Source organism: Enterobacter sp. BNK-13 (assembly GCF_048685015.1).
Classification (GTDB): domain Bacteria; phylum Pseudomonadota; class Gammaproteobacteria; order Enterobacterales; family Enterobacteriaceae; genus Enterobacter; species Enterobacter quasiroggenkampii.
The window spans coordinates 121,444-147,719 of record NZ_JBLQTP010000001.1; the positions used below are offsets into that span (position 1 = coordinate 121,444).

The 26,276-nt window shown below is 58.8% G+C and carries 20 protein-coding genes and 1 pseudogene; 6 read left to right on the plus strand and 15 right to left on the minus strand.

Translation table 11 applies throughout. From position 1 onward, the window contains the following. Window positions 1-29: 29 nt before the first annotated feature. The 5 genes from nrdG to treR all read right to left on the minus strand — a co-directional run bounded on the left by nrdG (window position 30) and on the right by treR (window position 7,302). On the minus strand, window positions 30-494 hold the full coding sequence (nrdG, locus tag ACMGGQ_RS00610) for an anaerobic ribonucleoside-triphosphate reductase-activating protein (RefSeq protein WP_420289452.1): 465 nt from the start codon (window positions 492-494) through the stop codon (window positions 30-32). A 105-nt stretch (window positions 495-599) separates the two neighbouring features. Then, a complete protein-coding gene (nrdD, locus tag ACMGGQ_RS00615; protein WP_420289453.1) occupies window positions 600-2,738 on the minus strand; it encodes an anaerobic ribonucleoside-triphosphate reductase in 2,139 nt (712 codons plus the stop codon). Between the two features lie 374 nt (window positions 2,739-3,112). After that, complete coding sequence (gene treC / locus ACMGGQ_RS00620) at window positions 3,113-4,756, minus strand: alpha,alpha-phosphotrehalase (RefSeq protein ID WP_262765628.1); 1,644 nt, start codon at window positions 4,754-4,756, stop codon at window positions 3,113-3,115. Between the two features lie 51 nt (window positions 4,757-4,807). Then, entirely contained in the window at window positions 4,808-6,226 is a 1,419-nt protein-coding gene (treB, locus tag ACMGGQ_RS00625; protein ID WP_023310193.1) for a PTS trehalose transporter subunit IIBC, read from the minus strand. Window positions 6,227-6,354: 128 nt separating this feature from the next. Then, on the minus strand, window positions 6,355-7,302 hold the full coding sequence (treR, locus tag ACMGGQ_RS00630; RefSeq protein WP_032651468.1) for a trehalose operon repressor TreR: 948 nt from the start codon (window positions 7,300-7,302) through the stop codon (window positions 6,355-6,357). A gap of 391 nt (window positions 7,303-7,693) precedes the next feature. Between treR and mgtA the strand changes: the two genes are divergently transcribed. Then, window positions 7,694-10,402, plus strand: a complete 2,709-nt coding sequence (gene mgtA / locus ACMGGQ_RS00635) for a magnesium-translocating P-type ATPase (RefSeq protein WP_063622673.1) — start codon at window positions 7,694-7,696, stop codon at window positions 10,400-10,402. A 199-nt stretch (window positions 10,403-10,601) separates the two neighbouring features. Next, window positions 10,602-12,986: a beta-N-acetylhexosaminidase gene (locus ACMGGQ_RS00640; RefSeq protein WP_420289454.1), complete on the plus strand. Its 2,385-nt coding sequence runs from the start codon at window positions 10,602-10,604 to the stop codon at window positions 12,984-12,986. A gap of 85 nt (window positions 12,987-13,071) precedes the next feature. Here ACMGGQ_RS00640 and gbpA read toward each other — a convergent pair whose 3' ends face one another. The 5 genes from gbpA to ACMGGQ_RS00665 form a co-directional block, all read right to left on the minus strand. Continuing rightward, window positions 13,072-14,523 (minus strand): N-acetylglucosamine-binding protein GbpA, encoded by a 1,452-nt coding sequence (gene gbpA, locus ACMGGQ_RS00645; RefSeq protein ID WP_248222601.1) that lies wholly within the window; start codon window positions 14,521-14,523, stop codon window positions 13,072-13,074. 137 nt (window positions 14,524-14,660) lie between these two features. Continuing rightward, window positions 14,661-15,047 (minus strand): 2-iminobutanoate/2-iminopropanoate deaminase, encoded by a 387-nt coding sequence (gene ridA, locus ACMGGQ_RS00650; RefSeq protein ID WP_008501391.1) that lies wholly within the window; start codon window positions 15,045-15,047, stop codon window positions 14,661-14,663. 73 nt (window positions 15,048-15,120) lie between these two features. Beyond that, window positions 15,121-15,582 (minus strand): aspartate carbamoyltransferase regulatory subunit, encoded by a 462-nt coding sequence (gene pyrI / locus ACMGGQ_RS00655; RefSeq protein WP_045908062.1) that lies wholly within the window; start codon window positions 15,580-15,582, stop codon window positions 15,121-15,123. A 12-nt stretch (window positions 15,583-15,594) separates the two neighbouring features. Further along, window positions 15,595-16,527, minus strand: a complete 933-nt coding sequence (pyrB, locus tag ACMGGQ_RS00660; RefSeq protein WP_262805822.1) for an aspartate carbamoyltransferase — start codon at window positions 16,525-16,527, stop codon at window positions 15,595-15,597. Between the two features lie 34 nt (window positions 16,528-16,561). Continuing rightward, on the minus strand, window positions 16,562-16,666 hold the full coding sequence (locus ACMGGQ_RS00665) for a pyrBI operon leader peptide (RefSeq protein ID WP_022646880.1): 105 nt from the start codon (window positions 16,664-16,666) through the stop codon (window positions 16,562-16,564). Between ACMGGQ_RS00665 and ACMGGQ_RS00670 the strand changes: the two are divergent. Beyond that, window positions 16,646-16,763 (plus strand): annotated as a pseudogene (locus tag ACMGGQ_RS00670) (hypothetical protein). The gene ACMGGQ_RS00665 and the pseudogene ACMGGQ_RS00670 overlap by 21 nt on opposite strands. A gap of 3 nt (window positions 16,764-16,766) precedes the next feature. On the opposite strand, the gene ACMGGQ_RS00675 reads toward ACMGGQ_RS00670, so the two are convergent. From ACMGGQ_RS00675 to arcA, 5 genes are all read right to left on the minus strand, one after another. Beyond that, window positions 16,767-17,246: an arginine repressor gene (locus ACMGGQ_RS00675; RefSeq protein WP_039024059.1), complete on the minus strand. Its 480-nt coding sequence runs from the start codon at window positions 17,244-17,246 to the stop codon at window positions 16,767-16,769. 80 nt (window positions 17,247-17,326) lie between these two features. Next, on the minus strand, window positions 17,327-18,730 hold the full coding sequence (locus ACMGGQ_RS00680) for a YfcC family protein (protein WP_045908063.1): 1,404 nt from the start codon (window positions 18,728-18,730) through the stop codon (window positions 17,327-17,329). Window positions 18,731-18,776: 46 nt separating this feature from the next. Then, window positions 18,777-19,781, minus strand: a complete 1,005-nt coding sequence (argF, locus tag ACMGGQ_RS00685; protein WP_008501386.1) for an ornithine carbamoyltransferase — start codon at window positions 19,779-19,781, stop codon at window positions 18,777-18,779. Between the two features lie 26 nt (window positions 19,782-19,807). Then, a complete protein-coding gene (arcC, locus tag ACMGGQ_RS00690) occupies window positions 19,808-20,719 on the minus strand; it encodes a carbamate kinase (RefSeq protein ID WP_229226647.1) in 912 nt (303 codons plus the stop codon). Window positions 20,720-20,729: 10 nt separating this feature from the next. Further along, on the minus strand, window positions 20,730-21,950 hold the full coding sequence (arcA, locus tag ACMGGQ_RS00695; protein WP_420289455.1) for an arginine deiminase: 1,221 nt from the start codon (window positions 21,948-21,950) through the stop codon (window positions 20,730-20,732). A gap of 675 nt (window positions 21,951-22,625) precedes the next feature. Between arcA and ACMGGQ_RS00700 the strand changes: the two genes are divergently transcribed. The 3 genes from ACMGGQ_RS00700 to yagF all read left to right on the plus strand — a co-directional run bounded on the left by ACMGGQ_RS00700 (window position 22,626) and on the right by yagF (window position 26,214). Beyond that, window positions 22,626-23,078 (plus strand): YhcH/YjgK/YiaL family protein, encoded by a 453-nt coding sequence (locus ACMGGQ_RS00700; RefSeq protein ID WP_420289456.1) that lies wholly within the window; start codon window positions 22,626-22,628, stop codon window positions 23,076-23,078. 245 nt (window positions 23,079-23,323) lie between these two features. Further along, window positions 23,324-24,232, plus strand: a complete 909-nt coding sequence (gene yagE / locus ACMGGQ_RS00705; RefSeq protein ID WP_048027964.1) for a 2-keto-3-deoxygluconate aldolase — start codon at window positions 23,324-23,326, stop codon at window positions 24,230-24,232. Window positions 24,233-24,246: 14 nt separating this feature from the next. After that, the gene (gene yagF, locus ACMGGQ_RS00710) at window positions 24,247-26,214 is read left to right on the plus strand and encodes a xylonate dehydratase YagF (RefSeq protein WP_420289457.1); all 1,968 of its coding nucleotides are present in this window, start codon (window positions 24,247-24,249) and stop codon (window positions 26,212-26,214) included. Window positions 26,215-26,276: the final 62 nt, after the last annotated feature.

Genomic DNA, 26,276 nt, shown 5'->3' on the forward strand with positions numbered 1-26,276 from the left:
AAGGGCGGATGGATAACATCCGCCTTTGATCAACGCAAATGATGCACAACCTGGTTGCTGCTGCCGCGCCAGATGAGCGCCGGGTCTTTTAAATCCTGCACGAACTTGCCGTCGACCAGCACGTTAATCAGATCCACGACTTCCATCTGCTGCGCATTCAGCTCATCCAGCTTGTAGCCTGTCCAGACCCAGATATCTTTTCCCGAGCACTCGCGGCGAATGCGCTTCACCAGCTTCAAAATATCCGGCACGTTTTGCGGATGCAGCGGATCGCCGCCGGAGAGCGAAATTCCCTGGCGGTGAATGCGCGTGTCGTTCAGGTCGCTGATGATTTTATCTTCCATCTCCGCGGTGAACGGCATGCCGGAATTCAGGCGCCAGGTGCTTTTGTTGTAGCAGCCGGGGCATTCGTGGACGCAGCCTGAGACGAACAGGGTGCAGCGGGTGCCGGGGCCGTTGACGATGTCGACGGGGTAGTACTGGTGATAGTTCATCGCGAATAACCACGCCGGGTGGCGCTGCGCTTACCCGGCCTACAAAAGAGAGCGGTCCGTAGGCCCGGTAAGCGCAGCGCCACCGGGCATTAACGTGGCAGCGGATTAACCGAGCTGTCCATTCCCCAGATGCTTCACGCGGCGCTTCACCTCTTCCTGTTTGCCAGCGTTAAACGGACGTGCGTCCGGGCTGCCGAGGTAGCCGCATACGCGACGAGTCACGGAGACGCGGGCCGCGTCGTGGTTGCCGCATTTCGGGCAGGTAAAGCCTTTGCTCGTACACTCGAACTCACCGGTAAAGCCGCATTCGTAGCACTCGTCGATAGGCGTGTTGGTCCCGTAATACGGCACGTGCTGGTAGCTGTAATCCCACACGTCCTCCAGCGCCTTCAGGTTGTGCTGAATGTTCGGATACTCGCCGTAACAGATGAAGCCGCCGCTGGCGATCGGCGGATACGCCGCTTCGAAGTCGATCTTGTCGTACGGGTTGACCTTCTTCTCGACATCGAGGTGGAAGCTGTTGGTGTAGTACCCTTTGTCGGTCACGCCTTCCACAATCCCGAACTCGGCGGTGTCCAGACGGCAGAAGCGGTCGCACAGGTTCTCGCTTGGGGTGCTATACAGGCTGAACCCGTAGCCGGTTTCCTCTTTCCACTGGTCTACCGCGTCGCGCAGGCGCTGAACGATGGCGATGCCTTTCTCACGCAGGGCTTCGCTGTCGTACATGTGTGTATCGCCAAACAGCGCGTTGATGGTTTCGTGAATGCCGATGTAGCCCAGCGAAATCGACGCGCGACCGTTTTTGAAGATCTCAGACACGTCATCGTCCGCCTTCAGGCGCACGCCGCAGGCCCCTTCCATATAGAGGATCGGCGCGACGCGGGCTTTGACCCCTTCCAGACGGGCAATACGGGTCATCAGCGCCTTACGCGCCAGCTGCAGGCGCTCGTCCAACAGCGCCCAGAAGGCGTCTTCATTGCCTTTCGCTTCCAGTGCGATGCGCGGCAGGTTGAGGCTGATCACGCCGAGGTTGTTGCGCCCGTCGTGGATCTGCTCGCCGTTTTCATCCTCGTACACGCCGAGGAAGCTGCGGCAGCCCATTGGCGTTTTAAACGAACCGGTGACCTTCACCACCTGATCGTAGTTCAGGATGTCCGGATACATGCGCTTGCTCGCGCACTCCAGCGCCAGCTGTTTGATATCGTAGTTTGGATCGCCAAACTTGTGGTTCAGGCCGTCGCTGATCGCGAACACCAGTTTCGGGAACACCGCGGTTTTGCGGTTTTTGCCAAGGCCGGAAATACGGTTGCGCAGAATGGACTGCTGGATCAGACGCGATTCCCAGCTGGTGCCCAGGCCAAAGCCGAAGGTCACAAACGGCGTCTGGCCGTTGGCGGTGTGTAGCGTGTTTACCTCATATTCCAGCGACTGGAAGGCGTCGTAGCACTCTTTTTCGGTGCGGGAGTGCGCGTAGCCGTCAGCGTCCGGAATGTGCCACTCGTCAGCCGTTTTACGGTGCTTGTTGAAGCTTGCCGTGACAAACGGAGCCAGCACTTCATCAATACGGTTAATGGTGGTGCCGCCATAAATATGGCTGGCGACCTGGGCGATAATCTGCGCCGTGACCGCGGTGGCCGTGGAGATTGACTTAGGCGGTTCAATCTCGGCGTTGCCCATTTTAAAACCGTGGGTCAGCATGCCTTTCAGGTCGATCAGCATGCAGTTGAACATCGGGAAGAACGGCGAATAGTCGAGATCGTGGTAGTGAATTTCGCCGCGCTCGTGCGCCGAAACCACGTCGCGCGGCAGCAGATGCTGGCGGGCATAGTGTTTGGCGACGATACCGGCCAGCAGATCGCGCTGGGTGGGGATTACTTTACTGTCTTTGTTGGCGTTTTCATTGAGCAGCGCAGAGTTGGTCTGCTCCACCAGACCACGGATCTCCTGGTTCAGACGACCGCGCTTCTCGCGCTGCACGTCGCGATCGTGGCGGTACTCAATATAGGCGCGCGCCAGCTGCTTGTAAGGTCCTGCCATCAGCTGGTTCTCAACCGCGGTCTGGATTTCGTTGATATCGACCTGGCTGCGTTCATTCATCTGGCTGCTAACGACTTCTGCGACGGTGGCGCAGTAATCTGCGTCATCGACTCCCGCTGCTTTAGCTGCACGCAGAATGGCTTCCTGGATGCGCTCTGATTTAAACGGCACTTTACAGCCATCACGTTTCATCACATGCGGTGTCATGATCACTCCATTTTTAAAAACAGGTTATCCACAGAGGTGGAGAAGTATTCACCGGACGCATTTCCCGCCAGGCCAAAGACTTCCCGCGTTCCCAGCTCGTGTTATCCACAATTCCGGCCAGCGTAAGCGCCGTCTTGTTGTTGGAATAGTAGACGATAAATACAAGATGTTGGGTCGGCGTGCATTTTAAGTGCTACATATAGTGATTTGCATCAAACATGTTTGCGATTTATTTGATTCAGAACAAAGTAAAAAGACGAGAGTACAAACGACGGGCGCTTCAGAGATTGTAAAGGTGGAAGAGAAAAATCTGATTAATTATTCAACAAAAACAGTAAAGTAAGCCGGGTGCAGGGCTGCACCCGGCAGGACGGTTACTGCTGCAACCACCAGACGGCTTCAAACGGACGCAGCGACGTCGTTTGCGGTGTCGGGTAGTTACTCATCAACACCTGCAACTTACCGCTGAGAAGGTCTGTCTGCCATTCCTGTGGCGTATTACTCAGGTTCGCTGCAACGATCAGGGTCTGTCCCTGCCACTGGCGACGGTAGCACCACAGAGAAGGGTGTTCCGGCAGGAGATCCTCATAATCCCCCCACGTCAGCACCGGCAGGGTTTTGCGCAGGCTAATCAGCGACTGATAGGTATAGAAGACGGAATCCGCATCGTCGAGCGCCGCGCGGGCGTTCACGGTTTCGTAGTTATCGCAGACGCCAATCCACGGTTCACCCTCGCTAAAGCCCGCATTGTGCGACGCGTCCCACTGCATTGGCGTGCGGCCATTATCCCGGGACTTACTCGCCAGAATCGCCAGTAATTCATCCGGATCGCGACCACAGGCGCGCAGTTCGGCGAACATGTTCAGGCTTTCCACGTCGCGGTAATCGGTGATGCGGCTGAAGTGCGGGTTCGTCATCCCCAGCTCTTCGCCCTGATAGATATACGGCGTGCCCTGCATACCGTGCAGCACCATGCCGAGCATTTTCGCGGCGTGAACCCGGTATTCTCCTTCGTCACCGAAGCGCGACACGATGCGCGGCTGGTCGTGGTTACACCAGAACAGGGCGTTCCAGGCTTTGTTATGCATCCCCTGCTGCCAGTGGCGGAAGAGGGTTTTCAGCGCCACGAAGTCCGGCTTCGCCTTCGTCCACTTTTCGCCGCCGGGATAGTCCACCTTCAGGTGGTGGAAGTTAAAGGTCATCGACAGCTCGCGGCCATCGAGAGAAGCATACTGCTGGCAGTTTTCCAGCGAAGTCGAGGACATCTCGCCTACCGTCATCAGGTTGCGCGGGGTAAAGACGTCGCGGCTCATCTCCTGCAGATATTCATGGATGCGCGGCCCGTCAGTGTAGAAGCGGCGACCGTCACCCGTCTCGTCATTCGGGAAATCCTGATCTTTCGAAATCAGGTTAATGACATCGAGGCGCAAGCCGTCGACGCCGCGGTCGGCCCAGAACTCGCACACCTTTTTCAGCTCGGCGCGCACCGCCGGATTTTCCCAGTTGAGGTCCGCCTGCTCCGGCGCGAACAGGTGCAGGTAATACTGCTCGCTCTCCGCGTGCCAGCGCCAGGCGTTGCCGCCAAACTTGGAGCGCCAGTTGTTGGGCAACTGCTCAGGCGTGCCGTCGCGCCAGATGTAGAACTGGCGGTACGGGCTCGCTTTGTTCAGCGATTCCCGGAACCAGGGGTGCTGGGTTGAGGTGTGGTTGAACACCATATCCAGCACGATGCGAATGCCGCGCTGGTGCGCCTCGGCGACCAGTTCGTCGAAATCATCCAGCGTGCCGTACGCCGGGTCGATGGCGGTGTAATTCGCCACGTCGTAGCCATTATCCACCTGCGGGGAGATATAAAACGGCGTCAGCCAGATGGCGTCGATGCCGAGGGTTTTCAGGTAGTCCAGACGCTGCGTCACGCCGCGTAAATCGCCGGTGCCGCTGCCGGTGGTGTCCTGGAAACTCTTGGGGTAAATCTGGTAGATAACGCCGTTTTGCCACCAGTGAGGAAGGGTATTCATAGTGTGTTCCTGCAAATGCGAAGGGGCGCAACTGCGCCCCGAAAGAGAAAGTTAAACAATCTGCAGCGAGCCCTGACGGAACTTACGCTGATAAACCACGGTAGTCAGCGCCATTGGGACGATAATCGCGATGGCCATTGCCAGGGCGAACACCTGCCAGTAAGCGGGCTGGATGGAGAGGATGCCCGGCAGGCCGCCGACGCCAATCCCGTTTGCCATTACGCCGTTCAGTCCGCACACCAGGCCCGCCAGACCGGAACCGATCATCGCGCAGAGCATCGGGAAGCGGTATTTCAGGTTGATACCGTACATCGCCGGTTCGGTGACGCCGAGGTAGGCGGAGATGGCCGCCGGAACGGAGATCTCGCGTTCGTTGTGCTTGCGGCTGACGATGATGATGCCGGTCACCGCGGACGCCTGAGCAATGTTAGACAGGGCGATAATCGGCCAGACCGGCGTGCCGCCGAGGCTCTGGATCATCTGCATATCAATGGCCAGCGTGGTCTGGTGCACGCCGGTGATCACCAGCGGGGCGTACAGGAAGCCAAACAGCGCAGCGCCAATCGGGGCGAAGCTACCGGTCATCAGGTGACGCACCGCGAAGGCAACGCCGTCGCCAATCATGCGGCCAAACGGACCGATAAAGGCATGCGCCAGGAAGACCGCCAGAATCAGCGAGCACACCGGCACCACCACCAGATAAAGGTAATCCGGCACGATGCGCTTCAGTCGGGTTTCAATAAAGCCCAGCGCCAGCCCCGCCAGCAGGGCCGGAATGACCTGCGCCTGATAGCCCACTTTGGCGATGGTAAACAGGCCGAAGTTCCACACCTCAGGCACCTGCTGACCAAGTAAGTAAGCGTTCATTAACTGCGGAGAGACCAGCGTGACGCCGAGTACGATACCGAGGATCGGCGTACCGCCCATCTTGCGCACCGCGGACCAGCAGATCCCGACCGGCAGATAGAAGAAGATCGCCTCGCCAATCAGCCACAGGAAGTCGTACACGGTTTTCAGCGCCGGGTACATCTGCGCCAGGGTTTTGCCGTCGCTCATCGGCACGTCGCCGATGACGTTACGGAAACCTAAGATCAAGCCTCCGCTGATCAGCGCTGGCAGCAGCGGGAAGAAGATCTCCGCAAAGTGGGAAATCAGCTGCTCGTGCCACTTCATGTTCTGGCGTGCGGCCTTCTTCGCCTGCTCTTTATCGGCGGAGGAGTGCCCGGTCGTTGCCAGCAGAGCCTGATAGTAATCGCCCACTTCGGTACCAATCACGACCTGGAACTGACCGGCGTTGGTGAAGCAGCCTTTAACCATGGAGAGTTCTTCAATGGCCTTCGGGTTAGCTTTGGCCGGATCGTTCAGCACGAAGCGCAGGCGGGTAATGCAATGGCTGACGGTAGCGATGTTTTCGCGGCCGCCGACCAGGACGATCAACTGATCGATATCTGCTTGTTTGACTTTACTCATCATGAAACCTCATGACAGATGGTGAGGGGTGTAATGACCTGAGCGCAAGCCTACTCCTTCAGCGTGACGGCGGAAATGGGAACGTTCCCGAAATCAGGCGAAGATCACAATAAACCGTTGAGCGGGGGTTAAGAAAGGTGGGCTGGAATAACGATCTGACGCGGCTCAGCGCGCCCGTTGATCTGCTCGATCAGCTGCGCGGCGGCCTGTCTGCCGGACTCGGCATAACCCGGGTCGACGGTAATAATTTCCGGGTGCAAAAACTTCATCAGCGGCGTGCTGCCGACGCTCGCCACCTGCAGGTTATCGATACGCTGCTCCTGCAGATATTTACTCGCGCCCAGCGCCAGCGTATCCGTGGCGCACACCAGCGCGGTGGTTTGCGGCGTCAGGACGCTGGCGACCTGCTCGTAGCCCTGCTTCATGCCCAGTCCCGGCAGGGAGGCCACGGCGGAGAGGTTGTGCTTTTTGCAAAAGGCCAGATAGGCCTCATGGCGGCGCTTGCCGGTGGTGACGTCCGCGTGCGGTACGCCGAGGAAGCTGATGTGGCGATGGCCTTCGTCAAACAGGCGCTGCATCAGGGTGATAATCGCACCCTCGTCGTCATAGCAGACGGAGGCAAAACCGTGGGCATCGCGCGCCAGCAGCACCAGCGACGGCTGCCAGGGTTTTAGCATCTCGTCTTTGATGCCGGTAAAGCCGAACAGCACCACGCCGTCAATGTTGCGCCGCTGGAGCATACCCAGATGTTCTTCCACCAGCTGTGGCGAGAACTGGCTCTCCATCATGATCGGGTCATATCCCTGCTCATAGAAGGCGGGCAGCATGGTCTGCACGGCAAGGTTTTCAGACAGAGAATCCAGGCGCGAGACAATGATGGCGACCACTTTGTCACTCTGTCCGCGCATGGCGCGCGCGGAGCGGGAAGGGGAAAAACCGTGCTGATTCATGACCGCCTCAACGCGCTCGCGGGTGCGTTCGCTGACGCCGCTTTCGTTGTTCAGCACGCGTGAGACGGTTGATTTCCCCACGCCGCTTAAACGCGCGATGTCTTTAATCGTAAGGCGGTTCTGCATGCTGTATTCCCTGTAACAACGACAAAATGGTCAATTGAGCCTAATGCTATAGCGCGATTTCGCTATGGGCAAAGTCTGGTTTACGTTCGGTTTATTTGCAGGGGGGTATAATACCGCCCGAATCGTCACAAAGGGTACGCTTAAATCCTTATACTGCGCGGCGACACCCTACTTTTTACTTACCGGAGGCTTCATGGATCCCGATCCCACACCTCTCCTGAACGGGAGAATGCGTTCTTTCCGGTAAGCCAGCCTGTTGCTGACTCACCGGTGATGTGAGGCAGCAACGTCCCAAACGTTCCTGCTTGAAAAATTGAGTGCCTCTCAGGTACGGCTTTGCCACGCCTGAAGGAAAAGCTGCGTCCGCGTTTGCGGATGCGGAGGAATGACTATGTTTAAAAATATCACCCGGCAGCTGCAGGCCCTGCTGAGCCGCCACCTGCCACACCGTCTTGTTCAGCGCGACCCGCTGCCCAATGCCAAAAACATGGCGGGGGCGGCGATCCCCGCGTCCCTGACCGAACGCTGCCTGAACGTGGCGGCGATGGATGAAAACGAAGTCTGGCGCGCCTTTGGCGGGCACCCGGAAGGGCTGAACGCGGCAGAAGTGGAAAAAATCCGCGCCGTGCATGGCGATAACCTCATTCCGGCGCAAAAGCCGTCTCCGTGGTGGGTGCATCTGTGGCTCTGCTACCGCAACCCGTTCAACCTGCTGCTGACCGTGCTTGGCCTCATCTCCTATGCGACGGAAGATCTGTTTGCCGCAGGGGTGATTGCCCTGATGGTGGGCATCTCCACGCTGCTGAACTTCATTCAGGAGGCCCGCTCCACCAAAGCGGCGGACGCCCTGAAGGCGATGGTCAGCAACACCGCGACCGTCTCGCGCGTGATCAACGATCTCGGCGAAAACGCCTGGGTGGAATTGCCTATCGACCAGCTGGTGCCGGGGGATCTGGTTAAGCTGGCCGCGGGGGACATGATCCCGGCGGATTTACGCATCATCCAGGCACGCGATCTGTTTGTGGCGCAGGCTTCCCTGACCGGCGAATCCCTGCCCGTTGAAAAGGTGGCGCGCAGCCGCGACCCGCAGCAGATGAACCCGCTCGAATGCGACACCCTGTGCTTTATGGGCACCACGGTCGTCAGCGGCACCGCGCAGGCGATAGTCACCGCCACCGGGGGCAACACCTGGTTTGGTCAGCTTGCCGGGCGCGTCAGCGAGCAGGAGAGCGAGCCGAATGCTTTCCAGAAGGGAATTGGCCGCGTCAGCATGCTGCTGATCCGCTTTATGATGGTGATGACGCCGATCGTGCTGCTGATCAACGGCTACACCAAAGGCGACTGGTGGGAAGCGGCGCTGTTTGCGCTCTCCGTGGCCGTCGGCTTAACGCCGGAAATGCTGCCGATGATTGTCACCTCTACGCTGGCGCGCGGGGCGGTGAAGCTCTCTAAACAGAAGGTGATCGTCAAACACCTCGACGCCATTCAAAACTTTGGCGCGATGGACATTCTCTGCACCGATAAAACCGGCACCCTGACGCAGGACAAAATCGTGCTGGAGAACCACACTGATATCTCCGGCAAAACCAGCGAGCGCGTGCTGCACAGCGCGTGGCTGAACAGCCATTATCAGACCGGGCTGAAAAACCTGCTCGACGTTGCGGTGCTGGAAGGGGTGGATGAAGAGTCCGCTCGCACGCTCTCCGGCCGCTGGCAGAAGGTGGATGAGATCCCGTTCGACTTCGAGCGCCGCCGCATGTCGGTGGTGGTGAGCGAGCAGACGGATGTGCATCAGCTGATCTGCAAAGGCGCGCTGCAGGAGATCCTGAACGTGTCGACGCAGGTACGCTATAACGGCGACATCGTGCCGCTGGACGACACCATGCTGCGCCGCATCAAGCGCGTCACCGACAACCTGAACCGTCAGGGGCTGCGCGTGGTGGCGGTGGCGAGCAAGTTCCTGCCGGCGCGCGAGGGGGACTATCAGCGTATCGACGAATCCGATCTGATCCTCGAAGGTTACATCGCCTTCCTCGATCCACCGAAAGAGACCACCGCACCGGCGCTCAAAGCGCTGAAGGCGAGCGGTATTACCGTGAAAATCCTCACCGGCGACAGCGAGCTGGTGGCGGCCAAAGTGTGCCACGAGGTGGGGCTGGACGCGGGCGATGTGGTGGTCGGGAGCGAGATTGAACATCTCTCCGATGACGAGCTGGCGAAGCTTGCCCAGCGCACCACGCTGTTTGCCCGCCTGACGCCGATGCACAAAGAGCGCATTGTCACCCTGCTTAAGCGCGAAGGGCACGTGGTGGGCTTTATGGGCGACGGCATCAACGATGCGCCCGCTCTGCGTGCGGCGGATATCGGTATCTCCGTAGACGGAGCGGTCGATATTGCCCGTGAAGCGGCGGATATCATTCTGCTGGAAAAGAGCCTGATGGTGCTGGAGGAGGGCGTCATCGAAGGGCGCCGTACCTTTGCCAATATGCTCAAGTACATCAAGATGACCGCCAGCTCCAACTTCGGTAACGTTTTTAGCGTGCTGGTGGCGAGCGCGTTTCTGCCGTTCCTGCCGATGCTGCCGCTGCACCTGCTGATCCAGAACCTGATGTACGACGTGTCTCAGGTGGCTATCCCGTTTGATAACGTGGACGACGAGCAGATCCAGAAGCCGCAGCACTGGAACCCGGCAGATCTTGGGCGCTTTATGCTGTTCTTTGGCCCGATCAGCTCTATCTTCGACATTCTGACCTTCTGCCTGATGTGGTTTGTGTTCCACGCCAACACCCCGGAACACCAGACGCTGTTCCAGTCCGGCTGGTTCGTGGTCGGGCTGCTGTCGCAGACGCTGATTGTGCATATGATCCGCACGCGCCGCATTCCGTTCATCCAGAGCCGTGCCGCATGGCCGCTGATTGTGATGACGGGAATTGTGATGGCGCTCGGCATCGCGCTGCCGTTCTCACCGCTGGCGAGCTACCTGCAGCTGCAGGCGTTGCCGCTGAGCTACTTCCCGTGGCTGGTGGCGATCCTCGCGGGTTACATGGTGCTGACGCAGATGGTGAAAGGGTTCTATGCGCGTCGGTATGGCTGGCAGTAACGGCAAGCCCGGTGGCGCTGCGCTTACCGGGCCTACGATCAGAACGTAGGCCGGGTAAGGCGAAGCCGCCACCCGGCACTAGCTTTCCTCCCAAATTCAACAACCTGTGATCTCCGTCGGCGCATTCGCTTGACGACAAATTGAGCGCATGTTAACAGAATGTTTTGCCTTTATTTGGCCCGTCAGATAAGGAACATTCATGTTACGGTACAGTCTCTTAACCGCCGGGCTGATGCTCGGCGCCTCTGCCTTTGCCGCCCCGGCAGGGGATCTCCCTTTAATGCCCTGGCCTGCGAAGGTCGAACGCCCGACGACACAGGGCGCGCTGGTGCTCAGCAACAACGTATCCATTAGCGTCAGCGGGGACGATCTCGGTGACGCCGTCAACCGCCTGCGCCAGCGCATCGCCCTGCAAACCGGCTGGACGCTGCAGCCGCAGGCTGAAAAGCCAGACAAACCGACCATCCGCATCGCGATTGCCAAAAAGGTGAAGCCGCAGCCTCTGCCGGACAGCGACGAAAGCTATAAGCTCACGGTGGATGCCAACGGCGTGAACATCTCTGCCAACACCCGTTTCGGTGCCTTGCGCGCCATGGAAACCCTGCTCCAGCTGATGCAGAACGGCGCGGAAAATACCTCTCTGCCGTGGGTGACCATTGAAGATTCGCCGCGTTTCCCGTGGCGCGGGCTGCTGCTCGATTCGGCACGTCACTTTATCCCGCTGCCGGATATCAAACGCCAGATCGACGGCATGGCTGCGGCGAAGCTCAACGTGCTGCACTGGCATTTGACCGACGACCAGGGCTGGCGCTTCAGCTCGAAGCGCTACCCTAAGCTGACGCAGCTTGCCAGCGACGGGCTGTTCTACACGCCTGAACAGATGCGTGAGGTGGTGCGTTACGCCGCCGAGCGCGGCATTCGCGTGGTGCCGGAGATCGACATGCCGGGCCACGCCTCGGCGATTGCCGTGGCCTACCCGGAGCTGATGAGCGCCCCGGGGCCGTACGCCATGGAACGCCACTGGGGCGTGCTGAAGCCGGTTCTCGATCCCACCAAAGAGGCGACTTACGCCTTTGCTGACGCGATGGTCAGCGAACTGGCGGCGATCTTCCCCGATCCGTATCTGCACATCGGCGGCGACGAAGTGGACGACAGCCAGTGGAAAGCGAACCCGGCCATCCAGCAGTTTATGCGCGACAACAGGCTGGCGGACAGCCACGCGCTGCAGGCTTACTTCAACCGCAAGCTGGAAACGATCCTTGAGAAGCATCACCGCCAGATGGTCGGCTGGGACGAGATCTACCATCCTGACCTGCCGAAAAGCATTCTGATCCAGTCCTGGCAGGGGCAGGACGCGCTGGGGCAGGTGGCGCAGAACGGCTACAAGGGCATTCTGTCGACCGGCTTTTATCTCGACCAGCCCCAGTCCACCGCCTATCACTACCGCAACGAGATCGTCCCGCAGGGGTTAAACGGCGTGGATGTGATAGCCGACACCGACAGCGTCCAGAGCTGGGCCTTCTCCATGCCGCGCCTGAAGGGCAAGCCGGTGGAGGGGAGCTTCACCCTGGTGAAAGGGGATGCCGGCTGGCGCGGGTTTATTGATTTTGCCGGGAAATCACGCCGTGCGGTGCAGAACATCGAGTGGCGCGATGACAGCCAGGTTACGTTTACCGTCGATACGTGGATGGGCGAAACGCGCCCGGTCGTCACCGTCGATAACGACAAACTCTCCGGCTATTTCCTTGTCGGGAATACGCGCTACCCGATTAGCGGCACGCGTCTGGACGACGTGCCGAAAGGCGTTCCGCCCGTCGTGCCAGACGTGGCGAACCAGGCCAACCTGCTCGGTGGCGAAGCGGCGCTGTGGGCGGAAAACGTGGTGGCGCCAGTGCTGGATATCCGCCTGTGGCCGCGTACGTTTGCGGTGGCAGAGCGGCTGTGGTCCGCGCAGGACGTCAACGATGTCGACAACATGTACACCCGCCTGCAGGCGATGGACAGCTGGTCGACGGTGTCGGTCGGGCTGCAGCAGCACACCCAGCAGCAGGTGCAGTTCACGCGCCTCGCCGGTAATGCCGACACCCTGCCGCTGCAGATCCTCGCTCAGGCCATTGAACCGGCGCAGTATTACACCCGTCAGCACCTGAAGTTCCAGGCCGGAAACTATCATCAGTTCGAGCCGCTCAACCGCTTCGCCGATGCGCTAAACGCCGAAAGCGCCACCGTGCGCCAGATGCACAAATGGGCGGACCGTCTGGTGAGCGATGCGGAAGACACGGAAAGCGCCGACGCCCTGCGTCACGTCTTTAACCGCTGGCAGAGCAACACCAGCGACGCGCTGGCCTTAAGCGAAAACAGCTATCAGCTGAAGGCAATGAAGCCGGTGATCCAGGAGGTGGATAAGCTCGCCTCCATTGGCCTGCGCCTGACGGATCTGGTGGCGCGTCAGGGCACGCTGGATGACAAGGAGATCGCCTCGATTCAGAGCGAGCTGGATAACGCGGCGAAGGTGCAGGACGAAGTGGTGATTGCGGCGGTCTATCCGCTGGAGACACTGCTTCGCGCTACGCGGAATCAGTAGCAAAAACGCCCGGTGGCGCTACGCTTACCGGGCCTACGTGACGTGTAGGCCCGGCAAACGCAGTGCCGCCGGGCGTAAAGGCAACTCAGTTCTTCAACACCCACGCCTCTTTCCAGTGTGTGCCGACGCCCGGCTCATACTGGTTGGCATACGGGCTGTACTGCACGCAGTAGCCGCTGTACGGGAATGGCTTACATTCGTAGGTCTTACCGTCTTTAGGCTGCAGCACCACGGTACCGGCCTGGTAAGAGGCGATATTGTCCGGGAAGATAAAGTCGTGTTGCCCGGTGCTATCCGCAGCGGCATCGCTCTCCAGCATCAGGTTCAGGACGTCCTGGGCGAACAGCGTGCCGTCTTTATTGGTCGCGTAGTATTTCAGGATATGGTGGCCCGCGGTCACGTCATTCAGCGTCATGGTCACGTCCTGGCTGGCGTTATTCATGTCCTGCTTCAGATAACCTTTTTCCGCACCGCTGTGGTTCATCACGTGCGCTTCAAAATTCACGTTACCGTGGGTATTCACGTGGAAGGTCACGGTCGCATGGCCATGTTCAATTTTGCTGTATTGCAGACCGGAAACGGCGATGGTCTCGCTCACCTGTGCCTTCTGCTCTTCATAAGAGATGGCAACGGACTGCAGCGTGCTGCCGTCTTTCACGAAGACGCTGTTCGCGCCGTGAACCGGACTGATTTCACCCGCTTCGTCTTTCACGCCGACGCGCACGTCGTGCTGCGCGGTGTTGATCTTCTGCGCCAGATCGTAAGACCACTGGTTAGCATCGCCTTGTTCAGCAGAGCCGATGGTCATCTCGGTACGCATGGCGGTCACTTCACCGCTGGCGTCGAAGAAGCGTGCAATCACCTTATCGCCCGCGTTCAGATTGTTACCGGCTATCTGGCCGCTCAGGGTTTTGCTCCATTCGGATACGATGGCAGGCGTTTCGTCCGGCGTGACGTCGCCGCCATTTCCGAAATCAACGTCAATTGCCTGATAGAAGCTATTTGAGGTATCCGCAATTTCCCACACGCCGTAAATAACCTGATAGCCCGTACGCTCGGGGACATTACAGGTCATGGATTTTGTCATGGCCGGTGCCTGACCATTTCCGTTAATGGTACAGAACGGCGTTAATTCAAACTGGTCGCGGGTCAGGGGTTTATTGGGATCCCAGTTTTGTTTGGTGATGTAATAGCGCCAGTTGGTGGTTTTATGCGGGGCGGTATGGTGCCAGACAAACTGATGCGGGCCGGGGGTCATGGGGTTTTTAGTCCACGCGTTCAGGCTCTGCTTATCCAACTGAGAATATTGCGAGATACCGGCGCTGGCGAGGTGCCCGTCCGCGGGCTCAGCCCCTGTCGGGAAACCGGAGGTTTTTTCTACGCTTTGTGGTTCGTACTGAACGGAGCCGCAGTCAATATTCTGCCCGAGCTTACACATATAAGCGCGACTGGCGGGGGATTCTATATATCCATGTGCAAGTGCTGAAGACGCAACCGTTAATGTGGCAACGGCCAGCGCAATTTTAGAGAGCTTCATTTTTCGTCCATTAATTAGAATATAACAAGGCAGCGTCAGTCTATTAATGGACAGCACAGGACGTCATTCAGTAACGGGAGTAAAAATGGTCGAAATAAAAAAGGCAGCCTCAGCTGCCCTCTAAATATTGAAATGCATTAACGACGAACGGCAATCGCTTCGATTTCAATTTTCACGTCTTTTGGCAGACGCGCCACTTCCACGCAGGAGCGCGCCGGGAAGGTGGCGTTATGCTCGGTGAAGAACGCTTCGTAGGTGGCATTAACGGTCGCGAAATCGTTCAGATCTTTCACGAACACGGTGGTTTTCACGATATCACCCACTTTCAGGCCGGCAGATTCAACGATAGCCTGCACGTTTTCCAGCGACTGACGCGCCTGCGCCGCGACATCTTCCGGCACCGCGCCGGTTTTTGGGTTTACGGGGATCTGACCTGAAGTGATGATCATGCTGCCCAGATCAACGCCCTGAACGTAAGGGCCGATAGCGGCTGGTGCATTTTCCGTCGCGAGTACTTTGCTCATGTTTTCTCCAGAATTACAGCGTTAAGAATGTTCCCGGCCATTATAACAGCCGGGATTTCATTACCAACCTCAATTAGTTGGCCAGCACCACATAATGAGAAAACTCTTTTTCGCAGTATTTGCATTTGAGCGCGATGTCATCGGCGCGTTTTTTCACTGCAAAGCTGGAGGAAACCGGCTCAGCATGACTGATGCAGTTGCTGTTCGGGCAGACCAGCACGTTTTCGATGCGATCCGGCAGGCTCGGGCGGGATTTGCCGACCACTTCATACTCGTCGATGCGGTTGACGGTAGCGTCCGGCGCGTACAGCGACAGCTGGTTAACCTGCTCGTCGGTCAGGAAGGTGTTCTCGATTTTAATCAGGTCCTTGCGGCCCATCTCGCCCGACGGCAGGTTCAGGCCGATGGTGATGCGCTGGTCGGTTTCGGTCAGTTTGAACAGCGTCAGCAGCTTAAAGCCCACCTGCGCAGGGATGTGGTCAATCACGGTGCCACGCTTGATGGCTTCAACCTGGAGTTTGTTATCGTGTGTCATGGTCGTCTCCCCTTACAGAGCTAATTCGCGATTCAGAACCAGTGCCAGTAACGCCTGGCGGGCGAAGATGCCGTTTCCGGCCTGCTGGAAGTACCAGGCGTGCGGCGTTTTATCCACGTCTGTGGTGATCTCATCGATGCGCGGCAGCGGGTGCAGAACCTTCATGTTGTCGCGCGCGCCTTCCAGGTCGCTGGCGCGCAGCACGAACTGCGCCTTCACGTTGGCGTATTCGGACGGATCCAGACGCTCTTTCTGCACGCGGGTCATGTACAGAATATCCACGTGGCTCATCACCTCTTCGATGCTGGCATGCAGGCTCCACGCAATGCCTTTCTCATCCAGCATGTCGAGGATGTACTGCGGCATTGCCAGCGCGTCCGGGGCGATGAAGTAGAAGCGGTTGCCGTTAAATTTCGCCAGCGCCTGGGTCAGGGAGTGTACGGTGCGGCCGTATTTCAGGTCGCCAACCATGGCGATATTCAGGTTCTCGAGCTTGCCCTGGGTCTCCTGAATGGTAAACAGATCCAGCAGGGTCTGCGTCGGGTGCTGGTTGGCACCGTCACCGGCGTTCAGTACCGGAATGCCGCCGGAAAACTCGGTTGCCAGACGCGCCGCGCCCTCCTGCGGATGACGCATCACAATCGCGTCAACGTAGGTGCCGATCACTGAAATGGTATCCGCCAGGGTCTCGCCTTTTTTACCCAGCGACGTGTTGCTGCTGTCCGAGAAGCCCACCACGCTCGCGCCCAGGCGGTGCATGGAGGTCTCAAAGGAGAGGCGGGTGCGGGTTGACGCTTCAAAGAAGCAGCTCGCAATCACCTTGTGCTTCAGCAGCTCCGGTTGCGGATTGGCCTTCAGTTTTGCCGCGGTTTCCAGAACCAGTTCCAGCTCTTCGCGGCTGAGGTCGTTTATGGAAATGATGTGTTTTTGATAAAGCGGATTCATGTTTATCTCCTGACGCCGGGCAAAAAAAAGCCCCTCAAATGAGGGGCTCTGGGAATAGGTTTAGCAACGGGAAGAAAAACGGCAGGCCAGCGTCTGATTTCAGACGCGGTAAGACGTTATGTCGTACACGCTTGACCATGCTTCCTCCCGGCAAATTGTCGGGCATTATACGCAGCTCGCTTTTCGGATCAAGCGATTTAATGCACGCTTTACTCAATGCAAACGGTTCTTTATGAATATTAATTCGTTCTGAGTAAATAATTAATTTGCTTATGCACCAGCGCGGTGCGCTTCACCACCCGGGGGGCGACCCAGACAATACTGCTGCCGGCCACCACGCCTAATATTTCCGGAAGCTGGTGATAATCCAGAATACGCGCCACCGCGCGGCCATATCCGGCGACGGTATGGACAAGGATAAACTCGCTATTATGCTCGACGCTCACCACCATTTCCGAAACGGTACGCGCGGCATCAGGGGCAGGGCGCAGTTGAGGATTCAACGAATAAATCTTTAGCCCTTTGGCATTTCGAATTTTTATGACTCCGAGCAACTTCAGCAATCGCGAAACGGTCGACTGGCTGATGCTGTCAAACCCTCTCTCCTGCAGGTCGCGGCGAATCTCTTCCTGCGAAAGATAACTCTTTTCGGCGATCAAACGCTGGCACACCGTGAGCTGCAGTTGTTCTTTGGGAGAGTACTCTTCGTAATCCATCATGTTTCCCATATCAGTTCCCGAAATAACCGGTGACACCGCACCGATCCGTAGGCCGGATAAGCGCAGCGCCATCCGGCAAATTACAACAACGCCCCCAGACTTAACGCCACCATAATCACCACCGTCAGGATCGCCAGCAGCGGCGCCACCCATTTCAGATAGCGCACGTAGGGCACCCGGGCGATAGCCAGCCCGCCCATGACCACCGCTGAGGTCGGCGTGACGAGGTTTACGATGCCGGAGGCCGACTGGTAAGCCGTGACCACCAGGTCGCGGTTGACGTTAGCGAAATCGGCAAGCGGTGCCATGATCGGCATCGTCAGAACGGCCAGGCCGGATGAAGAAGGCACAAGAAACGACAGCACGACCTCCAGCCAGTACATCACGTTGATGAACGCCACCGTGGACAACCCGCTGACCAGCCCTTCCGCGCTGTGCAAAATGGTGTGGGTAATCATGCCCTTATCCATGATGACTACGATACCGCGCGCGATGCCGATAATCAGCGCGACGCCCAGCAAATCTCGCGCGCCGTTGATAAACGTCGACGTCAGCTCCTCTTCGCTCATGCGGGCGATCAGGCCGACGAGAATCGCGCTGGCGAGAAATACTGCGGAGATCTCCGCCATCCACCAGCCCAGCACCGCCACGCCGTAAATCATCACCGCGAAGGCGAGGGCAAAAATCACCAGGATGATTTTGCGCACAGGGGTGAATTCCAGCGACTGTTCACCCTTGTTGCCGAGGAAATGGGCGAGGTTCTCTTCCTGCTTGTCTGCAACGATCGACTGCGAGGGATCCTTGCGCACCTTGCGGGCGTAGCGCATCACCCACGCCACGCAGATGATCCAGCCGATGACCAGCAGCGCCACGCGCAGGGCGATGCCGTTAGTAAAGGGGATCCCGGCGGCGTTGGCGGCGATGACCGTGGCAAACGGGTTAATGGTGGAACCCAGCGTGCCGATCCCCGCGCCGAGCAGCACGGTGGAGGCGGCGACAACCGGATCGAACCGGGCGGCCAGCATCACCGGCACCAGCAGGGTGTAGAACGGCAGCGACTCTTCGGCCATGCCGTAAATGGTGCCGCCTGCGGCGAACAGCGCCATCAGGATCGGGATCATCCACTCCTCGCGTCCGCGCAGCCGGGTGGTGACGCGCTCGATCCCGGCGTCAATCGCCCCGGTTTTGGTGACGATCCCGAGAAATCCCCCGATGATCAGGATAAACAGCGCCACGTCGATCGCCCCGGCCTGGCCGGAAACCGGATCGTACAGCCCGGCGATGGGCGCCATCAGGACGGAAACCAGCCCCTGCGGATGTGCCGCCACGTGCGCGTAGGTTCCGGCAATCGGGACTTCTTTACCGAGGGTATCGTTCATCGCCATCTGGTACTGACCGGCGGGAACGACCCAGCTCAGCGCCGCCACAACGGCAATCAGAAAAAAGAGAATGGTGTAAGCGGAGGGAAACTTAAACTTGCCCATGATGTTCTCCTTAAACCCGGCGCACCCGCGGCGCGCCGGGCGGTGATTAGTCGCCGAGTGTCGCCACCATGACCGCTTTAATGGTGTGCATGCGGTTCTCTGCTTCGTCGAAGACGATGGAGTTCGGTGATTCGAAGACCTCTTCCGTCACCTCCAGTCCCTTCAGCCCGTACGCCATCTCGATCTCGCGGCCCACTTTGGTGTGCTCGTTGTGGAACGCCGGCAGGCAGTGCATGAACTTGACGTTCGGGTTGCCGGTGGCCTTCATCACCTGGGCGTTAATCTGATACGGCTTCATCAGGCTGACGCGCTCGGCCCAGGCTTCCTTCGGCTCGCCCATGGAGACCCACACGTCGGTGTAGAGGAAATCGGTCCCCTGCACGCCTTCTTCCACGTCGTCGGTGAGGGTGATGCGCGCGCCCGTCTCTTTCGCGATGGCGCGGCACTGCTCAACCAGCCCCGCTTCCGGCCAGAAGGATTTCGGCGCGACGAGGCGGATATCCATCCCCATCTTGGCCGCGCCGACCATCAGGGAGTTGCCCATGTTGTTGCGCGCGTCGCCGAGATAGGCAAAGCTCAGCTCCGGCAGGGTTTTGCCCGGCGAGTGCTCCAGCATGGTCATCAGGTCGGCGAGGATTTGCGTTGGGTGGAACTCGTCGGTCAGGCCGTTCCACACCGGCACGCCTGCGTACTCGCCCAGCTCTTCGACGATGGCCTGACCATAGCCGCGGTATTCGATGCCGTCGTACATGCGGCCCAGCACGCGGGCGGTGTCTTTCATCGACTCTTTATGGCCAATCTGCGATCCGCTTGGGCCGAGGTAGGTCACTTGCGCGCCCTGGTCGAACGCGCCCACTTCGAAGGCGCAGCGGGTACGGGTGGAGGTTTTTTCAAAGATCAGGGCGATGTTTTTCCCGACCAGGGTTTGCTTCTCGCGCCCGGCTTTTTTGGCGGCCTTGAGCTCAATGGCGAGGTCAATCAGGTACTGGATCTCCGCCGGGGTGTAGTCGAGCAGTTTCAGGAAGTTGCGGTTTTTCAGGTTGATGGTCATGGCTAAATCCTTTTTAAAATGAGTGTTCAGTTACGAATCAACGTGCCTTTCTCGCCCGCGAGGATCTCCGCGCCGTCGGCCAGCGCGCCGATCCCGGCAATGCCGTTGCAGGCTTCAACGAATTCGCGGCAGGCGGCCACTTTCGGCCCCATCGATCCGGCGTCGAACTGCATGCCCCTGAGCAGTTCCGGCGTCACCTGCGCCAGCGGACGCTGGGTCGGTTTGCCCCAGTCGAGGTATACCGCGTCGGCATCGGTGAGGATCAGCAGGGCATCGGCTTCGATCTGGCGCGCCAGCAGGGCGGCGGAGAGGTCTTTGTCGATCACCGCTTCGATCCCGTGATAGCCGTTGGCGTGTTCCACCACCGGTACGCCGCCGCCGCCGTTGCAGATCACCAGGTGGTCGCGCTGGATCAGCGCCGTGATGGCGTCGCTCTCAACGATGCGCTTCGGCTGCGGAGAGGGCACCACGCGGCGGACGTAGCTGCCGTCGGCCTTAAACACCCAGCCTTTCTCCGCGGCCAGCGTTTTTGCCTGGGCTTCGCTGTACACCGGGCCGATGTACTTGGTCGGGTTGCTGAAGGCCGGGTCGGCGGCGTCCACTTCTACCTGGGTGAGCAGGACGCTCACCTCGCGCTGCGGCAGATTGTTTTTCAGCGCCTGCTGGAGCATGTAGCCGATCATTCCCTGGCTTTCCGCGCCGAGAACGTCCAGCGGGTAGGGCGTGACTTTGTCGTAGGCGCTGTTCTGCAGCGCCAGCAGCCCGACCTGCGGCCCGTTGCCGTGTACCAGCACCACGCGCCACTGTGCCGTCAGCCCGGCGATGGTGCGGGCGGCCTGCTCGATGTTCTGGCGCTGGATCTCCGCTTCCAGCGGCTCGCCGCGCTTGAGCAGGGCGTTGCCGCCCAGGGCCACAACCAGAGTGGGTTTTCGTTCCATGATGGCTCCTTTAAATTCCGTCGCGTTCCAGCGGGCAGCTCATGCAGCGCGCGCCGCCGCGGCCGCGTCCGAGTTCGTCGCCCTGGATGGGCAGCACGGTGATACCCGCTTTGTCGTACTTCTCGTTGGTCCAGACGTTGCGCTCGTAGCCGATCACCACTCCGGGGCGGATGGTCAGCACGTTATTGGCGTCGTTCCACTGCTCGCGTTCGGCCTCAAAGGCGTCGCCGCCGGTGGTGATCAGACGTACCTGGTTAATGCCGAGCGCTTTCTCGATGGCGTGCAGCAGGTCGGTTTCCTGCGTGCGCAGCAGGCCGCCGCGTCCGTCCGGTGTGAGCGTCCAGCACTGGGCGTCTTTGCGCACCACTTCCGGATAGACGGAGAAGGTATCCACGTCGATGTGGGTCATGACGGTGTCGAGGTGCATGCAGGAGCGGTGTTTTGGCAGCTCAACGGCAATCACGCGCTCGGCCTGACGGTGTTTGAACAGACTGTTGGCGAGAAACTCCACGCCCTGCGGTGTCGTGCGTTCGGACATGCCGATCAATACCGCGCCGCGGCCAATCACTAATACGTCACCGCCTTCTAAGGTGGCGTGGTCGTAATTAATATTCTCGTCGCCGAAATACTTAATAAAATCGCCGTCGGCGAACGCCGGGTGCCATCGATATATTGCCCGCAGGTTATTGGTTTCACGCTGACGCGCCGGTTTGGCCATCGGGTTAATAGAGACGCCGTTATAGATCCAGCAGGAGGTATCGCGGGTAAATAAATGGTTTGGCAGCGGCTTCATAATAAAATCATTCGCCGTGTGGGTATCCACCACCATATTTTTAATGGCCGCCGGAATTTCACCGTAGGTTAATCCGCCGCTCAGCCTGCGCGCCAGTTCGCGGTGCGGCATATCCGCCAGCCAGCCGCGAACGTCGCCGGCAAAGGTAGGGCCGAGGCGATAATCAGAGATTTGCGTCTCCAGCAGCCAGGCTTTCGCCTCTGCAATATCAAGGGTTTGTGTCAGAAGGTCGGTCAACAGCAGGACTTCCACACCCTGCTCGCGCAGCGTGTTTGCGAAGATGTCATGCTCCTCACCCGCCCGCTCAACCGAGAGCACGTCATCGAAAAGCAGCTCCTGGCAATTCGATGGCGTTAAGCGTTTCAGACTTAAATTTGGGCGGTGCAGCATAACGCTACGTAATTGACCAATTTCAGAACCGACGTAATGCTTTTCCATAATTATTCCTTTAACTGTTTTTCAGAATAAAAAGGGCATGCGCCATGTAATGCATTTAATTTCATGGCGGCTAAGCTCAATTGATTTCGTAATTCATACTAGGCAGTTAAATAATTCGTATTGTGATGTTGCTCACGCGAAAATGGATATTAAGCGGTTTGTTTTCATTTGCATGATTCGCATCAGATAATGATTAATTGGCTATTCTGGCGAGGTGAATAGCTAAGCAATATCCGTTGTCATTATTTGTAGTTGTTAGTGTTTTGTAGAATTTCATGCTTTGAAATATTTTATTAAGCCATTGATTTTAATTGTGTTTAAAGGTGGTGGGGAATGGCTATGCAATATTGCTAATTAACTATTTTTGGCTTAAGGAAAATCAATAAATATTTATTGAATTTAATAGCAAATTATCAAAGTGATAAAATGTGAAGCTGTAGCGAGTTTTGTTGTTAAGGCATTACGATCAGTAAGTTAGCGCAAGGCCGTGATAACGAAGAACTGAAGATATGCATAATGGCTGCATAAATGCCTGCGAGGGCTTAACAGCAAATTAACACCATTCCCGATAAACATGCGCTGGCGCAAAACCCCTCGAGAAAGCGGTGGTATGGCAGTGAGAATTCTCGTATAAAAGATGAAAATGAAACGTTGTTTTATATCGAGGGTTTTCTGATGATTATCGGCAACATCCACCATCTGCGCTCCTGGCTGTCTGACGAACTGCGACAGGCCATCGAGCATGTTAAAGCCCACGTCACCGACGCGACGCCGCTCGGCAAGCACGACATCAACGGCAACAGCCTGTTTTATCTGGTCTCTGAAGATACAACCCAGCCGTTCGCCGAGCGTCGCGCCGAGTACCACGCGCGCTATCTGGATATTCAGATCGTGATGAAGGGACAGGAAGGGATGACTTTCAGCACCCTGCCGCCCGGCACGCCGGACACCGACTGGCTGGCGGACAAAGACATCGCCTTCCTGCCGGAAGGCGGGCAGGAGAAAACCGTGGTGCTGAGCGAAGGGGATTTTGTGATGTTCTGGCCGGGTGAGGTGCACAAGCCGCTGTGCGCGGTGGGTGCGCCTGCTAAGGTCAGGAAAGTGGTGGTGAAGATGCTTGTAGAGTAACTCTTACCCCTCACCCTAACCCTCTCCCCACAGGGGAGAGGGGACTGCTCCGAGCCGTCTTTTCCCCCTCGCCCCATTGGGGAGAGGGCCGGGGTGAGGGGGGACAATATGTGATCCAGCTTAAATTTCCCGCACTCCCTCTGCATCTCTCATTTACCTGCGCTTTTCCTGCGTCATAGTATGATCGTTAATTTAACGAACGCCGTTCTATAATGTAGAACAAAATGATTCAGCAAGGAGATCTCATGCCGCAGTCCGCGTTGTTTACGGGAATCATTCCCCCTGTCTCCACTATTTTTACCGCCGATGGCCAGCTCGATAAGCAGGGCACCGCCGCGCTGATCGACGATCTGATCGCGGCAGGCGTTGACGGCCTGTTCTTCCTGGGCAGCGGCGGCGAGTTTTCCCAGCTCAGCGCCGAAGAGCGTAAAACCATTGCCCAATTTGCTATCGATCATGTCGATCGTCGCGTACCGGTCCTGATCGGCACCGGCGGCACCAACGCCCGGGAAACCATTGCGCTGAGCCAGCACGCGCAGCAGGCGGGGGCGGACGGCATCGTGGTGATCAACCCTTACTACTGGAAGGTGTCGGAAGCGAACCTGATCCGCTATTTCGAGCAGGTGGCCGACAGCGTCACGCTGCCGGTGATGCTCTATAACTTCCCGGCGCTGACCGGGCAGGATCTGACCCCGGCGCTGGTGAAAACCCTGGCCGATTCGCGCAGTAACATCGTCGGCATCAAAGACACCATCGACTCCGTTGCCCACCTGCGCAGCATGATCCATACCGTCAAAGCCGCTCACCCGCATTTCACCGTGCTCTGCGGCTACGACGATCATCTGTTCAATACCCTGCTGCTCGGCGGCGACGGGGCGATTTCGGCGAGCGTCAACTTTGCCCCACAGGTGTCGGTAAATCTTCTGAAAGCCTGGCGAGATAAAGACGTGGCGAAAGCGGCTGAGTATCATCAGACCCTGCTGCAAATCCCGCAGATGTATCAGCTGGATACGCCGTTTGTGAACGTGATTAAAGAGGCGATTGTGCTCTGCGGCCGCCCGATCTCCACGCACGTGCTGCCGCCCGCGTCACCCCTGGACGCGCCGCGCAAGGCGCAGCTGAAAACCCTGCTGCAACAGCTCAAGCTCTGCTGAGCCGGACGATAACCATGACCATCGAGAAGATTTTCACCCCACAGGACGATGCGTTTTATGCGGTGATCACCCACGCGGCGGGGCCGCAGGGCGCGCTGCCGCTGACCCCGCAGATGCTGATGGAATCCCCCAGCGGCAACCTGTTCGGCATGACGCAGAACGCCGGGATGGGCTGGGATGCCAACAAGCTGACCGGCAAAGAGGTGCTGATTATCGGCACCCAGGGCGGCATCCGCGCCGGGGACGGACGCCCGGTCGCGCTGGGCTACCACACCGGGCACTGGGAGATCGGCATGCAGATGCAGGCGGCGGCGAAGGAGATCACCCGCAACGGCGGGATCCCGTTTGCGGCCTTCGTCAGCGATCCGTGCGACGGGCGCTCTCAGGGCACGCACGGCATGTTCGACTCCCTGCCGTACCGTAACGACGCGGCGATCGTGTTTCGCCGCCTGATCCGTTCCCTCCCGACGCGCCGGGCGGTGATTGGCGTCGCCACCTGTGATAAAGGGCTGCCCGCCACCATGATTGCCCTGGCCTCGATGCACGACCTGCCGACCATTCTGGTGCCGGGCGGGGCGACGCTGCCGCCAACCGTGGGGGAAGACGCGGGCAAGGTGCAGACCATCGGCGCGCGCTTTGCCAACCACGAACTCTCCCTGCAGGAGGCCGCCGAGCTGGGCTGCCGCGCCTGCGCCTCGCCGGGCGGCGGATGTCAGTTCCTCGGCACGGCGGGCACCTCGCAGGTGGTCGCGGAAGCGCTGGGGCTGGCGCTGCCGCACTCCGCGCTGGCCCCGTCCGGGCAGGCGGTGTGGCTGGAGATTGCCCGCCAGTCGGCGCGGGCGGTGAGCGAGCTGGATAACCGCGGCATCACCACGCACGATATCCTCACCGATAAAGCCATCGAAAACGCCATGGTGATCCATGCGGCGTTCGGCGGCTCGACCAATTTACTGCTGCACATTCCGGCCATCGCCCACGCGGCGGGCTGCACAATCCCGGACGTAGAGCACTGGACGCGCGTCAACCTTAAGGTGCCGCGCCTGGTCAGCGTGCTGCCCAACGGCCCGGACTATCACCCGACCGTGCGCGCCTTCCTCGCGGGCGGCGTGCCGGAGGTGATGCTTCACCTGCGCGATCTTGGCCTGCTGCATCTGGACGCCATGACCGTGACCGGCCAGACGGTGGGCGAGAACCTCGACTGGTGGCAGGCGTCCGAGCGCCGTGCGCGCTTCCGCCAGTGCCTGCGCGAGCAGGATGGCGTGGATCCGGATGACGTGATCCTGCCGCCGGAGAAGGCAAAAGCGAAAGGGCTGACCTCAACGGTTTGCTTCCCGACGGGCAACATCGCGCCGGAAGGATCGGTGATCAAGGCCACGGCGATCGACCCGTCGGTCGTCGGTGAAGATGGCGTTTACCGCCACACCGGCCGGGCTCGGGTGTTTGTCTCGGAAGCGCAGGCGATCAAGGCCATCAAGCGGGAAGAAATTGCGCAGGGGGATATCATGGTGGTGATCGGCGGCGGGCCGTCCGGCACAGGCATGGAAGAGACCTATCAGCTTACCTCCGCGCTGAAGCATATCTCGTGGGGCAAGACGGTGTCGTTAATCACCGATGCGCGCTTCTCGGGCGTGTCGACGGGCGCCTGCTTCGGCCATGTGTCGCCGGAGGCGCTGGCGGGCGGGCCGATTGGCAAGCTGCGCGATAACGACATCATCGAGATAGCTGTCGACCGACTGACATTAACGGGTAGCGTGAACTTTATCGGCACCGCGGACAACCCGCTGACGCCGGAGGAGGGCGCGCGCGAGCTGGCAATGCGGCAGACGCACCCGGACCTGCACGCCCACGACTTTTTGCCGGACGACACCCGCCTGTGGGCAGCATTACAGTCGGTCAGCGGCGGCACCTGGAAAGGCTGTATTTATGACACCGATAAAATTATCGAGGTAATTAACGCCGGTAAAAAAGCACTCGGACTTTAATTATTTTTCACGCGATTGTCGTCTACGGAATATATTCTGTGGACGGCTTTTGCTTGTCTTTA